This window comes from Mesorhizobium sp. L2C084A000, from assembly GCF_000502875.1.
In the GTDB taxonomy this organism is placed as follows: Bacteria; Pseudomonadota; Alphaproteobacteria; order Rhizobiales; family Rhizobiaceae; genus Mesorhizobium.
On record NZ_AYWX01000006.1, the window covers coordinates 278,004 to 292,965 of the forward strand.

Below are 14,962 nucleotides of genomic sequence, written 5' to 3' on the forward strand. Positions count from 1 at the left end.
GCCTGCGGTGGGCAGATCCCGGCGCTTAACCAGTCAGGCGATACACGTACGAGACCGGTTTCCTTTTCCCGGGGATCGACTATCCTCTGGATGTCCACGAGGCATCGCGACCAGCGAGCCGCCGCGGCGGGGGAGCCCATGAGCAGGAACGTGACTTCGCCCGTCTCGCAGCCGTCGGTCCAAGCTCCCGGTCTTTTGTCTTTTCCAGCCGCCCCGGCGCTTTTCGCCTGCACGGCTGCGCTGCTTTTGGTCGGCTGCCAGAAGCAGGAAGCGGTGGACAAGAAACTGCAGATCATGGTGCGCACCGAAACGGTGGCGATGGCCGACTATGCGCCAAGGACCTCGCTGACCGGGGTGATCGCGGCGCGTACGCTGAACAATCTGTCGTTCCGGGTCGGCGGTCGCGTCGCCGAACGGTTTGTCGATGTCGGCCAGCATGTCGATCAAGGCACGGTGCTTGCCCGGATCGATCCGCAGGAGCAGGAATCCGATTTGCGCTCGGCGCAGGCCGATCTCGACGCGGCACAGGCGCAATTGACCCAGTCCGCCGCCGCCTTCGAACGGCAGAAGACGCTGCTCGCCCAGGGTTTCACCACCAGGCGCGATTATGACGCCGCGGACCAGGCCCTGAAGATGGCACAAGGCAGCGTCGATGCCGCGCAGAGCGCTTTCTCCAACGCCCAGCAAAACCTGTCCTTCACCGAACTCAAGGCCGGTGCCGCCGGCGTGATTACCGCCCGCCAAGTCGAAACCGGCCAAGTGGTGCAAGCCGCGCAAACCGTCTTCACCGTCGCCGAGGACGGGGACCGCGACGCGGTATTCAACGTGCAGGAGACGCTGATCGCCAAGACACCGGCATCGCCTGCGGTGACGATCACGCTGTTGTCCGATCCGCAGGTCAGGGCGACGGGCAAGGTCCGCGAAATCTCGCCTGCGGTCGACCCGGCTTCGGGCTCGATCCGGGTCAAAGTCGCCATTCCCGACACGCCCGCCGGCATGCCGCTGGGGGCAGCCGTCATCGGCTCGGTAAGCGCCAAACCGGCGAAGGCGATCCTGCTGCCTTGGCAGGCGCTGACGTCCAGCGGCGGCAAGCCGGCGGTCTGGATCGTCGATCCCTCGACCAAGGCGGTGACGATGGCGCCGGTCGAAGTGCTGGCGTTCAATTCGGGCACGGTCGTGATCGCCAAGGGGCTGGACGCGGGCCAGAGCGTCGTCACCGCTGGAGGACAGCTGCTCAGCCCTGGACAGACGATCGAAATATCGGGAGCGGGCCAATGAGCCGAACGCCACGCATCCTGCTCGGCGTGCTCATGCTCGGCGCGCTGGCATCCTGCTCCAAGTCGGAGGAAAAGCCGCCAGAGATCATCCGACCGGTGCTGTCGATGGTGATCGAGCCGCGCACCACGCAAATCTTCGGTTTTGCCGGATCCGTCGAACCGCAGGTCAGCGCCGACCTGGCCTTCCGCCTGCTTGGGCGGGTCGTCTCGCGCGACGTCCAGGTCGGCGACATCGTCAGCAAGGGCACGACGATAGCGGCACTCGATCCGACCGCGCTGGAGTTGGGCCTCCAGGCGGCCAAGGCGGAACTGTCCAATGCCGAGGCGCAGCTCGCCAACGCCGCCGCCAGCGAGGAACGGCAGCGCCAGTTGCTCGCCTCGGCCAACGCCACGCAAGCTGTCTTCGATGCCGCGCAGCAGGCGCGCAAAGCTGCGGAGGCAGGTGTCGAGCGGGCCAAGGCTTCGCTTGCCAAATCGCAGGAGCAGCTCGGCTATGCCAGGCTGTTCTCTGATTTCGACGGTGTCGTCACCGCGGTGGGCGCCGAAGTTGGCCAGACGGTCTCGCCCGGCCAGACCATCGTCACCGTGGCGCGTTCGGACCTGCGCGAGGCGGTGGTCGACATTCCCGATCAATTGACCGGTGATCTTGAGGCCGGCACGCCCTTCCAGGTGATCCTGCAGTCGCTGCCGACGATCCAGACCGGGGCCAAGCTGCGCGAGATCGCACCGCAATCCGAGGGCTCGACCCGCACGCGGCGCGTCAAGCTGACGCTCACGGATCCGCCACAGGCCTTCCGGCTCGGCTCGACGGTGACGGCGACCCGCGTGACCAAGGTGGCACCGACGATCGAACTGCCGATGTCGGCGCTGTTCGAAAAGAACGGTTCCGCGAAAGTGTGGATCGTCGACCCGCAGACATCCAGCGTGAACGCACGCGACATCAAGATCGCGTCGAAGAATGGCGTTATCTTCACCGTGGCCGAAGGGCTTGACGCGGGCATGCGTGTCGTCACGGCGGGCGTCCACAGCCTGAGCGAAGGCCAGAAGGTGAAAGTGCTCGAGGGAGGCGCCTCATGAAAGGCTTCAATCTCTCCGACTGGGCGCTCAACCACCGCTCCATGGTCTGGTATTTCATGCTGGTCTTCGTCGTGGCTGGCGTGTTCTCCTACCTCAATCTCGGCCGTGAAGAAGACCCCAACTTCACCATCAAGACGATGATCATCCAGGCCAACTGGCCGGGCGCCTCGGTCAAGGAAACCGTGCAGCAGGTGACCGACCGTATCGAGAAGAAACTCGAGGAACTCGACAGCCTCGACTACACCAAGTCCGTCACCACGGCCGGCCAGACCGTCATCTTCGTCAACCTGAAGGACACCACCAAGGCACGCGATGTCGTGCCGAACTGGATTCAGGTGCGCAACATGGTCAACGACATCGGGGCGCAGTTTCCGCAGGGGGTGCAGGGACCGTTCTTCAACGACCGCTTCGGCGACGTCTATGGCAACATCTACGCCTTCACATCGGACGGGCTGACGCCGCGCCAGTTGCGCGACTATGTCGAGGACGCCAGAACAAAAATCCTGACCGTGCCCAACGCCGGCAAGGTCGACCTGGTCGGCGCCCAGGACGAGGCGATCTATCTCGAATTCTCGACCCGCCAGATCGCCGCCCTCGGCCTCAACCAGCAAGCGATCGTGGCGAGCCTGCAGGCGCAGAACGCGATTACGCCGTCCGGCGTCATTCAGTCCGGGCCGGAGCGCATCAGCGTGCGTGTCGGCGGGCAGTTCACCTCCGAGGACAGCCTGCGCGCCATCAATCTGCGCGTCAATGACCGCTTCTTCCGCCTCAGCGACGTGGCGACGATCACGCGCGGCTATGTCGATCCTCCTACGGCGCTATTCCGCTTCAACGGCCAGGACGCGATCGGGCTCGCCATCGGCATGAAACCCAACGCCAACCTGCTCGAATTCGGCGAGGCGCTGCACAAGGAGATGGACAAGGTGCTGGCCGACCTGCCGGTCGGTGTCGGCGTGCATCTGGTGGCCGACCAGCCGGTCATTGTCGAGGAGGCCGTCTCGGGCTTTACGCGCGCGCTGTTCGAGGCGGTCGCCATCGTGCTCGCGGTGTCGTTCATCAGCCTCGGCATGCGCGCCGGCTTCGTCGTGGCGCTGTCGATCCCGCTGGTGCTGGCCATCACCTTCACGGTCATGGCCTATCTCGGCATTTCGCTGCAGCGTATTTCCCTGGGTGCGCTGATCATCGCGCTCGGGCTTCTGGTCGACGACGCGATGATCGCGGTCGAGATGATGGTGGCGCGGCTGGAGGTCGGCGACAATCTGCGCAAGGCGGCGACCTATGTCTACACATCGACCGCCTTTCCGATGCTGACCGGTACGCTGGTGACGGTCGCCGGCTTCATCCCGATCGGCCTCAACAACAGCGCCGCCGGCGAATATACCTTCACCCTGTTCGTGGTCATCGCCGTTTCGCTGCTGGTGTCATGGGTCGTGGCGGTGCTGTTTGCGCCACTGCTCGGCGTCACCATCCTGCCGGCGACGATGAAAACCAAGCATCACGACCAGCCCGGCCGCTTCACCTCGCTTTTCCGGCGCGTGCTTGTCGGCTCGGTGCGCCATCACTGGCTGACCATCATCGTCACCGTGCTTTTGTTTGCCGGCTCGATCGCCGGCTTCGGGCTGGTGCAGCAGCAGTTCTTTCCGCCATCGGACCGGCCGGAGCTGATCGTCGACTGGAACCTGCCGCAGAATGCCTCGATCGCCGATACGCGCGACCAGATGGAGCGGTTCGAGCAGCGGGCGCTGGTCGGCAATCCCGACATCGACCATTTTTCGTCCTATATCGGCCAGGGCGCGGTGCGTTTCGTGCTCGCCTATGACGTGCAGCCGGCCAACCCCTATTTCGGCCAGACCGTCATCGTCACCAAGAGCATCGCGGCCCGCAACCGGGTCAAGCCGGCGCTTGAAAAACTGCTGCGCGAGGAGTTCGTCGGCACCGACGCCTTCGTCAAGCCGCTCGAACTCGGGCCCCCGGTCGGCCGCCCGGTGCAGTATCGCATCGGCGGTCCCGACATCCAGACGGTGCGCGAACTGGCGCAGCAATTCGCCGGTGTCATCTCCGCCAATCCGAAGCTAGCCGCGCCGACCTTCGACTGGAACGAGCCGCAGCGTGTGCTGAGGGTCGACGTGCTACAGGACAAGGCACGCCAGCTCGGTATCACCTCCTCCGACATCGCCAGCGCGCTGAACAGTACGGTCGGCGGCGCCACCATCACGCAGGTGCGCGACGCCACCTATCTGATCAATGTCGTGGCGCGCTCGCGTGGGTCCGAACGCGGCTCGATCGAAACGTTGCAGAACATGCAGCTGCCGACCAGTACCGGCGAGGCGATCCCGCTCGCGGCCGTCGCCAACTTCCGCTACGATCTGGAGCAGCCAACGGTGTGGCGACGCGACCGCATCCCGACCATCACCGTGCGCGCCGGACTGGTCGGCGACGTGCTGCCGGCCACCGTCGTCAACGAATTGAAGCCCTCGGTCGACGCCTTCACCGCCAACCTGCCGCCGGGCTATTCGATCGCTACCGCCGGCTCGGTCGAGGAGAGTGCCAAAAGCCAAGGACCGATCGCCGCCGTCGTGCCGTTGATGCTGTTCGTCATGGCGACGATCCTGATGGTGCAATTGCAGAGTTTCCAGCGCCTGTTCCTGGTGGTGGCGGTGGCGCCGCTCGGCCTGATCGGCGTTGTGGCGGCCCTTGTGCCGAGCGGCGCGCCGCTCGGCTTCGTCGCCATCCTCGGGGTGCTGGCGCTGATCGGCATCCTGATCCGCAACTCGGTCATCCTGATCGTGCAGATCGAGGATCTCGTCCGAGAAGGCAAGGACCGCTGGGCGGCCGTCATCGAGGCGACGGAACACAGGATGCGCCCGATCGCGCTGACGGCGGCCGCCGCCAGCCTGGCGCTGATCCCGATCGCGCGCGAAGTGTTCTGGGGCCCGATGGCCTATGCCATGATGGGCGGCATCATTGCCGGCACGGCGATTACGCTGCTGTTCCTGCCGGCGCTTTATGTGACGTGGTTCAGGATCAAGGAGCCGAAAGATCGGGAAGACCCACCCGTGGAGAGCGGCGAACCGGTGCAAGCTCAGACTTAAGGCTTTGCCGGATCAGTTATTGTCGTTGGAGGGTGTTGGCGCGACTTGGCGCGTTGCCATGGTGCCGATTTTGAGCTGCGCCAGGCATGCCAACCCTCTGGTAAGTCGGCCAATTCCAGGATGCTTTCATCCCGCCGCAAAACATTTTGCAAGCTGACGATCATAATTTCGCCTTCGCCAACAAGTCCAGTTTCGCTGTTGTGGAATTGCCAACTACCGTCGTCATCGTCATGCACAACGTACGCAATCCAATCACCGCGGGTGACTATGCCTCTGTCCAAAAACACCGCGACATTGGGTGGATCTGCAAACTTCCATTCCTCCATGGGAATTCCCTGAACCAGTGGTCATGTGGCAAAGATTTCAACCGGTTCTCACAAACCCGTCGCTGGCCCGCAACAGATTGCGCGTATAATCCTTGGTCACGCGGCGTTCGACAAGGTCTGCCGCCGCCAGATTCTCCACCGCCTCGCCGCTTTGCATCACCATCAGCCGCTCGCACATATGGGTGATGATGGCGAGGTCGTGGCTGACCATCAGGAAGGTCAGCTTGCGCCGCTTGCGTACCTCTTCCAACAGGTTGAGCACTTCCGCCTGCACCGAGGCATCGAGCGCCGAGGTCGGCTCGTCGAGCAGCAGGATCGAAGGTTCGAGGATCAGGGCACGGGCAATCGCCACGCGCTGGCGCTGGCCCCCCGATAGTTGGTGCGAATAGCGGAAGCGAAAGCCGTTTCCCAGCCCGACCTCGTCGAGCGCCCGCTGGATGCGCTTTTCGCCATCGGCGAAGCCGTGGATGGCAAGCGGCTCCTGCAGCAGGCGGTCGACGGTCTGGCGCGGGTGCAGCGAGCCGTACGGATCCTGGAAGACCATCTGCACTTCGCGGTAGAAGGCCTTGTCGCGGCGTGGCCCGAGCGTCTTGCCGTTGACGGCGATGCTGCCCGATGCGACCGGCGCAAGGCCGGCGATGGCCCGAAGCAGCGTCGATTTGCCGGAGCCGGATTCACCGACCAGGCCAAAGGATTCACCCGGCTGCACGTCGAGGCTGACGCCCTTCAGTGCGCGAAAACGGTCGAAGATCACTTCCAGCCTGTCGACGGCAATCGCAGAAGTCATGCCGCCCACTCCGGCTTGCGGTCGAGCACCGGCAGCGGGTGGCGGTCGGCACCGATCTTGGGCATGCAATTGAGCAAGCCGCGCGTGTAGGGATGCTGGGCATGGCCGAGTTCGGACGCCTTGAGCTGCTCGACCACCTTGCCGGCATACATGACGATGACGCGGTCGCAGAAGGATGAGACCAGGCGCAGATCGTGCGAGATGAAGATCAGCCCCATGCCGCGCTCACTGACCAGCCGGTCGAGAATGCCGAGCACATCAAGCTGCACGGTGACGTCGAGCGCCGAGGTCGGCTCGTCGGCGATCATCATTTCCGGACCGGCGATCAGCATCATGGCGATCATGGCGCGCTGGCCCATGCCGCCGGACACTTCATGCGGATGCAGGTTGAAGACGCGAGAGGGATCACGGATCTGCACCGCCTCCAGCATGGCCAATGCGCGGTCGCGCGCCTCGGCCTTGCCGACCTTTTCATGCGTGCGCAGCGTTTCGACGATCTGGCGGCCGATGCTCATCACCGGGTCGAGCGAGTATTTCGGATCCTGCAGGATCATGGCGATGCGCTTGCCGCGCAGCGCCCGGCGTTCGCGCGGCGAGACGCTGAGCAGGTCGATGCCGTCGAAGGCGAGCTTGTTGGCCGATATCCGCGCCTGCGGCGGCGTCAGGCCCATGATGGCGCGGCCGGTCTGCGATTTGCCGGAGCCGGATTCTCCGACGATGCCGAGCCGTTCGCGGCCGAGCGAGAAGGAGACGCCGCGAACCGCCTCGATCAGCCCGGTGCGGGTCGGGAAGGTGACGCGCAAATCGTCGACCTCGAGCAGCGTCTTCGTTTCCCTGCTCATTGGTCACCACTGCGGGGATCGAGCGCGTCGCGCAGGCCGTCGCCGAGCAGGTTGAAGCCGAGGCTGACGATGAGGATGGCGAAGCCCGGCGCACCGGCCACCCACCACTGGTCGAGCACGAAGCGGCGCCCCGACGCGATCATCGTGCCCCATTCCGGCAGCGGCGGTTGCGCGCCGAGGCCGAGGAAACCGAGCCCGGCGGCGGTCAGGATGATGCCGGCCATGTCGAGCGTCACCCTGACGATCAGGGACGAAATGCAAAGCGGCATGATATGGCGCAGCACGATGCGGAAGGGCGAGGCGCCCATCAGCTGCACCGCCTTGATGTAATCGGAATTGCGCACCGTCAGCGTCTCTGCCCGCGCGATGCGGGCGTAGGGCGGCCATGAGGTGATGGCGATGGCCAGCACCGCATTCTCGATGCCGGGGCCAAGTGCTGCAACAAACGCCAGCGCCAGGATCAGCTTGGGAAAGGCGAGAAAGATGTCGGTGATGCGCATCAGGATGGCATCGGTCCAGCCGCCGGCATAGCCGGCCACCGTGCCGACCAGAAGGCCGATCGGTGCCGCGATGATGGCGACCAGGATGACCACATAAAGGGTCCAGCGCGAGCCGTAGAGGATGCGCGACAGGATATCGCGGCCGAGATCGTCGGTGCCAAACCAGTGCTCGGTGCTCGGCGCCAGCAGGCGCGCGTTCTTCAGGTCGCCGAATGTCGGAGAATAAGGCGCCAGCACACCGGCAAGGGCGGCAACGATCAGCAAGGCAATGATAATGAGCAGGCCGAGAAAGGCCAGCCGGTTGGCGGAAAAGCGCCGCCACGCCACATAGGCGCGGCCGAGCCTCGCCTGGGTGCGCGAGGCCGGCCGCTCGCTGAGCAGCCAGTCGCGACGAGAGAGAGGACGGGCGTCGGAGGCGGTCATGATGATGCCTCTTGGAGCTGTCGACCCCCACTCCGGCCTGCTTCGCAGACCACCTCTCCCCCGCTCGACGGGGGAGAGGAAAGGCGCGAAGCGTGCGGCCGGCTTTTCCTCTCCCCCGGGCAGGGGTGTTTGGACCGGAGACATCGCGAACAGGTGTGCGAGGACATCGCGAACAGTTTTGTCACTTATCGTCTGCAGAGGNTTCTGGACCTTGCGAACGATGGCGTCTTGTGGGTAGTCGAAAGCTTCGACGGCCTCGCAGAAGGATCGCGGCGAGGGTGTGTATCTGTCGAGGGGGACGCAACCCTTGAGGCCATCGTGAGGTCTTTCGGTGTTGTAGAGGTCGCGCCAGGCATCGAAGGCTTTCTGCGCGCGATCGAGATTTTCGAAAGCAGGTCCGGCCATCGCTTCGGCCTTGAGCGAGCGGTGGAAGCGCTCTTCCTTGCCCAGCGTCTGCGGATGCAGAGGCCTGGAATGGGAGACGGCGACGCCGTGCTCGATCAGCCAGACGGTGAAGCGTGTGAAGTTGCTTCGTCCGCCATCTCCCCACGGTGGGCCGTTGTCGAAAGCCATGCGCTGCGGCAGTCCATAGCGGCGAAAGGCGACAATCAGGTGGGCTTTGACCGTTTCGCCGGTCTCGTTGATGCAAGCCTGCAGCACGACGGAGAAGCGCGAATGGTCGTCGAGCGCGGTCAGCGGATGCAGCCGGCCGCCCTGCCGCAATGCGACATGGCCCTTGAAGTCCATCTGCCACAGATCGTTGGGGGCGGCATGCTCGAAGCGCCCGAACGGCTTGGCTCCACCCCCGAGCAAACCCAGCTCGACGCCATTGCGGTGCAGGATCCCGGTCACCGTGGAAGGTGCAGGCGAACCGGTTCCCTCGCGTTGCAGGACCTTGGAGATCTTGCGTCCGCCCCAGGCCGGGTCCGCCCGGCGCATGCCAAGAACCGCCGCCTCGACTGCATCCGGGCTGCGCGCCGGGCTCGTCGCTGGACGGCGCGATTGCTCCGCAAGCCCGGCTTCGCCATAGGCGCGATACCGCGCGATCAACTTGTGACCACAGGTTCGGCCAATCCCGAAACGACGACAAAGCGCACTGACATNAAACCCAGCTCGACGCCATTGCGGTGCAGGATCCCGGTCACCGTGGAAGGTGCAGGCGAACCGGTTCCCTCGCGCTGCAGGACCTTGGAGATCTTGCGTCCGCCCCAGGCCGGGTGCGCCCGGCGCATGCCAAGAACCGCCGCCTCGACTGCATCCGGGCTGCGCGCCGGGCTCGTCGCTGGACGGCGCGATTGCTCCGCAAGCCCGGCCTCGCCATGGGCGCGATACCGCGCGATCAACTTGTGACCACAGGTTCGGCCAATCCCGAAACGACGACAAAGCGCACTGACATTGCTGCCATCCTGCACCGCAAGACGCACAAACTCCAACTTCCCATCCATCACGCTGGTGTTCCCAAATGGCATCGCGAACCTCCCGGCGCAAAGCACGCCAAACTGTTCGCGATGTCCTCGCACACCTGTTCGCGATGTCTCCGGTCCAAACAGGGGGGAGATTGGATGTCGCGAATCCCTTCGCCAATCGCCAACGTTGCAGGAAGAGCCTTGGCGGCGAAGCTGCCGATCTCCCCCCTTGCGGGCCTGTTGCAAAATTGTGTGGATGTGATTCCCTGTTTTTGAAACGGGGATCTTGCGATGACGACGAAGCCGAGCGGTCAGTTCAGTTTTGTGGAGGCTCTGCTGCCGCAGGGTCTTGGTCNTCTTTCCCTACACGACGCTCTTCCGATCTCCCGGCGCAAAGCACGCCAAACTGTTCGCGATGTCCTCGCACACCTGTTCGCGATGTCTCCGGTCCAAACAAGGGGGAGAGGTGACCCGAAGGGCTGGAGTGGGGGTGATTGGCCGCAGCTAGAGCAATTCCAGGAAAAGTGTGAAACGGTTTTCCGTCCGGAATTGCGTAAAAACAAGGAGTTGGAGCGGGTCGCCGTTTCCGTGAAACGGTGAACTGCTCTAGGCCCGAAAGTGGAATACCTCTGCTCATTGAACCTTCGTCCTCGGATCGAGCACCCGATACAGAAGGTCGGAGAGGAGATTGATGGCGATGAACACCGAGCCGATGACTATGGTGCCGCCGAGCACCGCATTCATGTCGGCGTTCTGCAGCGAGTTGGTTATGTAGAGGCCGATGCCCGGCCATGAGAAGACGGTCTCGGTCAGCACCGANTGAACACCGAACCGATGACGATGGTGCCGCCGAGCACGGCGTTCATGTCGGCGTTCTGCAGCGAATTGGTGATGTAGAGGCCGATGCCGGGCCAGGAGAACACCGTCTCGGTCAGCACCGAACCTTCGAGCAGCCCGGCATAGGAGAGCGCGATCACCGTCACCATCGGCACCGCCGCATTGCGCAGCGCGTGGCCCCAGATGATGCGGGTTTCCGACAGGCCCTTGGCGCGCGCCGCGACGATATATTCCTGCGACAATTCGTTGAGCATGAACGAGCGCGTCATGCGGCTGATATAGGCGAGCGAGAAATAGCCGAGCAGCGAGGCCGGCAGGATGATGTGGCGGAAGGCGTCGTAAAAAACGTCCCACTGCCCCTGCATCGCAGAGTCGAGGAGATAGAAGCCAGTGATCGGCGTAAAGGTGTATTCGTAGACGATGTCGAGCCGCGCGGGGAAGGCAACCCATTGCAGCTTGGCGTAAAACAGCACCAGCGCCAGCAGTCCCAGCCAGAAGATCGGCACGGAATAGCCGATCAGGCCGATGATACGCACGATCTGATCGATGAAACTGCCGCGCCTGACCGCGGCCAGCACGCCAAGCGGTACGCCGAACAGCGCGCCGATCAGCGTCCCCAGCGTCGCCAGTTCCGTCGTGGCCGGAAGCGCCCGGCGAATGTCGGTCATGACAGGATTGGTGGTCAGCACAGAGACACCGAAATTGCCGTTCAGGGCATTTTTCACATAGATGTAGAACTGCTCGACCAGCGGCAAATCGAGGCCCATCTCGCGGCGCGTGCGCTCGACGACATTGGCCGGCGCCCGGTCGCCGAGCACCGCCAGCACCGGGTCGATCGGGATGACGCGACCGATGAAGAAGGTGACCGCGAGCAGACCAAGATAGGTCGTGATCGCGATGACCAGGAAACGGCCAAGCGATGATGCAATAGCGACGGCACGGGCGCTGCCGCGCCCCGCCGCCACTTCCTTTTCAACCGTGCTCATGCGGCGTGTCCGCGAGCACTATTCCTTGGACACCGGCCCGACGAAATTGCTGTCGAAGCTCGGGCCGAGGGCAAAGCCCTTGAGGTTCTTGCGCAGGCCGGCCACTTCCAGCTGCTGGTGGATGACGACGAAGGGGCTGGTGTCCAGGATCTTCTTCTCGAGATCCTTGTACATGTCAGCGCGCTTGCCGGCGTCCTTCTCGAGCAGCGCTGCTTCCGTCTCCTTGGTCAGGTCCGGAATGTCCCAGGCGTTGCGCCAGGCCAGCGTCTTGGACTTACCCGCATCCGAGTTGTCCGGATTCGAGGCAAAGGTCTGGGCGTTGGAATTCGGGTCGAAATAATCCTGGCCCCACTGGCCGATATAGATGTCGTGGTTGCGGGCGCGGTACTTGGTCAGCGTCTGCTTGCCGTCGCCCGGGATGATCTCGAGCTTGATGCCGGCCTGTCCGAGCGTCTGCTGGATCGATTCCGCCATGCCGGTCGTCGGCTGACCGGTGCGTACGTCCATGGTTACGCTGAAGCCGTCGGGCAGACCGGCCTTGGCCAGCAATTCCTTGGCCTTGGCGACATCGAACTTGAACGGATTCTCATCCAATTCGCCGAGCACACCCTTCGGCAGGAAGGTCTGGTGTATTTCGCCGATGCCCTTGAGGATCGTCGAGCTCAGCGCATCGTAGTCGACCAGGTATTTGAAGGCTTGGCGGACCTCGGGCTTGGCGAGGTTGGCATTCTTCTGGTTGAGGCTGATGTAATAGACCGTGCCCTTCGGCGCGCTGGTCGAGGTGAGATCGGCGTTCTTGGCGATAGCGTCGAGGTCGTTCGGCTCGAGATTGCGGGCAACGTCGATGTCGCCGGCCTCGAGCGCCAGGCGCTGGCCCGAGCTTTCCTTCATATTGCGGTAGATGACGCGGGCAAGCTTGGCCTTCTCGCCGTAGTAATTATCGTTGCGCTCGAGAACGACCACCTCATTGGCCCGCCATTCACGCAACTTGAAGACGCCGGAGCCGGCATAGCCGGTCTTCAGCCAGGCATTGCCGAAATCATTGTCCCATTTGTAGTCGGCGCTCGGCGTCACCGCAGCGACATGTTCCTTGACCAGCTTGGCGTCGACCACCGATGCAACCGTTGCCGACAGGCAGTTCAGGACGAAGCTCGGCGCATAGGCCTTGTCGACGGTGAACTGGAAGGTGGTCTCGTCGACCGCCTTGGCCTTCTCGGCGACGTTGTCGCCGCTGATGCCGAATTGGCCGATGATGAAGGCCGGGCTCTTGTCGAGCTTGACGGCGCGTTCGAACGACCAGGCGACGTCGGCCGCGGTGATCGGATTGCCGGAAGCGAATTTCAGGCCGGGCTTGAGCTTGAATGTGTAGGTCAGGCCGTCATCGGAGACGGTCCAGCTTTCGGCAAGGTCTCCCTTGACCTTGGAGGTGTCGCTGAGGTCGAGACGGACAAGCAGATCATACGTGTTGCCGGTGACCTCGGCGGTCGACAGCTCGAACGCCTCGCCCGGATCCATGGAGATGATGTCGTCGATCGCGAAACCTTCGACCAGCGTGTCGGCGGGCGTGACCGCACCGGCGGGCGCGCCGGCCAGAAGGAGCGCGGACATGGCTGCACCCGCCAGCAGGAAGCGAGAGCGTAGAGCAAACTTTTCCATCATCATCGTGATTGTTCCCTGTTTTGTTGTTTGTTGACCTGAGTTCCCGGCTCAGGGTTGTGCAATTCTTTTCGGGCCTGGAGAAGGCCCCACTGATCTCTTACCGTTGCGGTTTTTGTCCAGTTGGTCAACACCATATCCGGCAGCCTCGTGGCGGGCAACGAGCATTTATACGATGGCTCAATGGGCCAGAAAGGCCGGGTGGGATGTCGACGCATAGGCCAGCCAATCGAGGCTGCCGATCGAGGACAATCTGGCGTATGTCGCGGCTATCTCAGCGCCGCGACCAGGCTGGTGTCAGGGAAGCAGGTGGCGGCGCGGCCGTTCTTGGCTTGCCAAATGCCGATCGAACGGCGGGTCTTGAAGCCGGGCAGGCCATCGGCGCTGCCGACATCATAGCCCTTGGCTTCCAGCGCGCGTTGCAGAGCGGCTATGTCCGAACGGTGGAGCCCGCCGACCGCGCCCCAGCTGCCGGCAAAATTCGAATCGCCATGGGCGATGCGATCGGCGCCATGGCCGATGAACAGCGCGTAGAGGTCGCTGGTGTTATACTGCTTCAGCACGTAGAAATTGGGCGTGGCGATAAAGGCCGGGCCGCTGCGCCCTGCCGGCATCAGCAGGAAGCCTTCGGCCTTCAGCTCACTCGCGGGAAACGGTTTGCCGCCGACGCGCCTGATGCCCATATCAGCCCATTCGGAGATTTTCTTGCCCTGGTCCGGGCCTTCCAACGAACAGGAAACGCTTTCCGGCACCATCACCTCGAAACCCCAGCCACGGCCCTTTACCCAGCCATAGTGGACGAGATAATTGGCGATCGAGGCCAGCACGTCCGGCGTCGAGTTCCAGATGTCGGCGCGGCCGTCGCCGTCGAAATCGACGGCATGTTTCAGGAACGAGGTCGGCATGAATTGCGGCTGGCCGAGCGCTCCGGCCCAGGACGATTTCATCGCCCCGACCGGAGCCAGGCCGCGCTCGACGATCTCGAGTGCCGCAAGCAGTTCGGTGCGGAAGAAATCCTTCCTGGTCGACATGAACGCCTTGGTGCCCAGCACTTCGAAGGCGTCGTAGGGCATCTTCGCCGCGCCGAATCCGGTCTCGCGGCCCCAGATCGCCAGCAGCACTTCGCCCGGCACGCCGTAGCGCTTTTCGATTGATGCAAGTGTCCTGGCATTGGTGGCTTCGCGCGCCCGGCCGCCCGCCGTCACCGCGCGAACCGTCTTCTCGGCGAAATAGGCGCCGGGTGAGCCGAATTCGGCCTGGTGCTGTTTTTGGGGCGTGGTCGCCTTCTCGCCCGGCTTGACCAGGTCCGGCAGCTTCAGATTGGGCTTGATGCCGTCGAAGGCAGCATCGAAGGTGGTTTTGGAAATGCCATTCGCCCTTGCTTGCGGCCAGAGGTCGTTCCGCAGCCAGGTGCGGAACTGGTCGTCGATCTTTGCGGCGGAGGCGGGGGTGGAAAGGAGGACCGCGAGAAGAACTGCAAAAAAGGAAAACAGAGCCAATCTGAGAGGTTTGCGTTCCTTCACACCCCCCTCTGTCCTGCCGGACATCTCCCCCGCAAGCGGGGAGATTGGCCGCTTCATCGGCGGCGCTCTTGTTGCAATGTCGGCGATTTGCGAAAACAAAGATGACATCCGATCTCCCCCCTTGCGGGCCCGTTGCGTTATTAAGTTATAGGGGCAAGGAGGGAGGGTCAGGCCAATGTGGGGTGCCTTGCGGCTCGGGTTTGAGGCCGGATTGGCTGGGGTTTGACGGG

At 63.5% G+C, this 14,962-nt stretch carries 11 protein-coding genes and 2 pseudogenes; 3 read left to right on the forward strand and 10 right to left on the reverse strand.

All coding sequences use genetic code 11. The features are described from left to right. Positions 1–138 precede the first annotated feature (138 nt). Genes X735_RS150490 through X735_RS150480 form a run of 3 tightly spaced genes read left to right on the forward strand, consistent with a single transcriptional unit; the run spans position 139 to position 5,446 of the window. Positions 139–1,278 (forward strand): efflux RND transporter periplasmic adaptor subunit, encoded by a 1,140-nt coding sequence (locus X735_RS150490; protein ID WP_023811425.1) that lies wholly within the window; start codon positions 139–141, stop codon positions 1,276–1,278. Continuing rightward, positions 1,275–2,354: an efflux RND transporter periplasmic adaptor subunit gene (locus tag X735_RS150485; protein ID WP_023811426.1), complete on the forward strand. Its 1,080-nt coding sequence runs from the start codon at positions 1,275–1,277 to the stop codon at positions 2,352–2,354. Before X735_RS150490 ends, X735_RS150485 begins: the two co-directional genes overlap by 4 nt. Further along, positions 2,351–5,446, forward strand: a complete 3,096-nt coding sequence (locus X735_RS150480) for an efflux RND transporter permease subunit (RefSeq protein WP_023811427.1) — start codon at positions 2,351–2,353, stop codon at positions 5,444–5,446. Before X735_RS150485 ends, X735_RS150480 begins: the two co-directional genes overlap by 4 nt. Here the strand turns inward: X735_RS150480 and X735_RS1000000167555 are convergent. The 10 genes and pseudogenes from X735_RS1000000167555 to X735_RS150450 all read right to left on the reverse strand — a co-directional run bounded on the left by X735_RS1000000167555 (position 5,443) and on the right by X735_RS150450 (position 14,756). Beyond that, positions 5,443–5,772 (reverse strand): hypothetical protein, encoded by a 330-nt coding sequence (locus X735_RS1000000167555; protein ID WP_023811428.1) that lies wholly within the window; start codon positions 5,770–5,772, stop codon positions 5,443–5,445. The two genes, X735_RS150480 and X735_RS1000000167555, sit on opposite strands and share 4 nt — an antisense overlap. 37 nt (positions 5,773–5,809) lie before the next feature. Next, positions 5,810–6,559, reverse strand: coding sequence for an ABC transporter ATP-binding protein (locus X735_RS150475; protein ID WP_023811429.1), 750 nt, complete (start codon positions 6,557–6,559; stop codon positions 5,810–5,812). Next, complete coding sequence (locus X735_RS150470) at positions 6,556–7,401, reverse strand: ABC transporter ATP-binding protein (RefSeq protein WP_031213315.1); 846 nt, start codon at positions 7,399–7,401, stop codon at positions 6,556–6,558. The genes X735_RS150475 and X735_RS150470 overlap by 4 nt, the downstream gene beginning before the upstream one ends. Then, a complete protein-coding gene (gene nikC, locus X735_RS1000000169790; RefSeq protein WP_023811431.1) occupies positions 7,398–8,324 on the reverse strand; it encodes a nickel transporter permease in 927 nt (308 codons plus the stop codon). The genes X735_RS150470 and nikC overlap by 4 nt, the downstream gene beginning before the upstream one ends. A 306-nt stretch (positions 8,325–8,630) precedes the next feature. Continuing rightward, positions 8,631–9,398 (reverse strand): annotated as a pseudogene (locus X735_RS1000000169795) (IS481 family transposase); the annotation flags it as partial. Then, entirely contained in the window at positions 9,371–9,793 is a 423-nt protein-coding gene (locus X735_RS1000000169800) for a helix-turn-helix domain-containing protein (RefSeq protein ID WP_245273223.1), read from the reverse strand. The pseudogene X735_RS1000000169795 and the gene X735_RS1000000169800, both read right to left, overlap by 28 nt. A 570-nt stretch (positions 9,794–10,363) precedes the next feature. Further along, positions 10,364–10,549: pseudogene (locus tag X735_RS1000000167565) on the reverse strand (ABC transporter permease subunit); the annotation flags it as partial. Further along, positions 10,540–11,553 carry an ABC transporter permease gene (locus X735_RS0134255; protein ID WP_050592688.1) on the reverse strand — a complete coding sequence of 338 codons (1,014 nt, stop codon included), beginning with the start codon at positions 11,551–11,553 and terminating at the stop codon, positions 10,540–10,542. The gene X735_RS0134255 and the pseudogene X735_RS1000000167565, both read right to left, overlap by 10 nt. Positions 11,554–11,571: 18 nt before the next feature. Beyond that, complete coding sequence (locus tag X735_RS150455) at positions 11,572–13,215, reverse strand: ABC transporter substrate-binding protein (RefSeq protein WP_023811434.1); 1,644 nt, start codon at positions 13,213–13,215, stop codon at positions 11,572–11,574. Between the two features lie 263 nt (positions 13,216–13,478). After that, positions 13,479–14,756, reverse strand: coding sequence for a lytic murein transglycosylase (locus tag X735_RS150450; protein WP_023811435.1), 1,278 nt, complete (start codon positions 14,754–14,756; stop codon positions 13,479–13,481). Between the last annotated feature and the right edge of the window lie 206 nt (positions 14,757–14,962).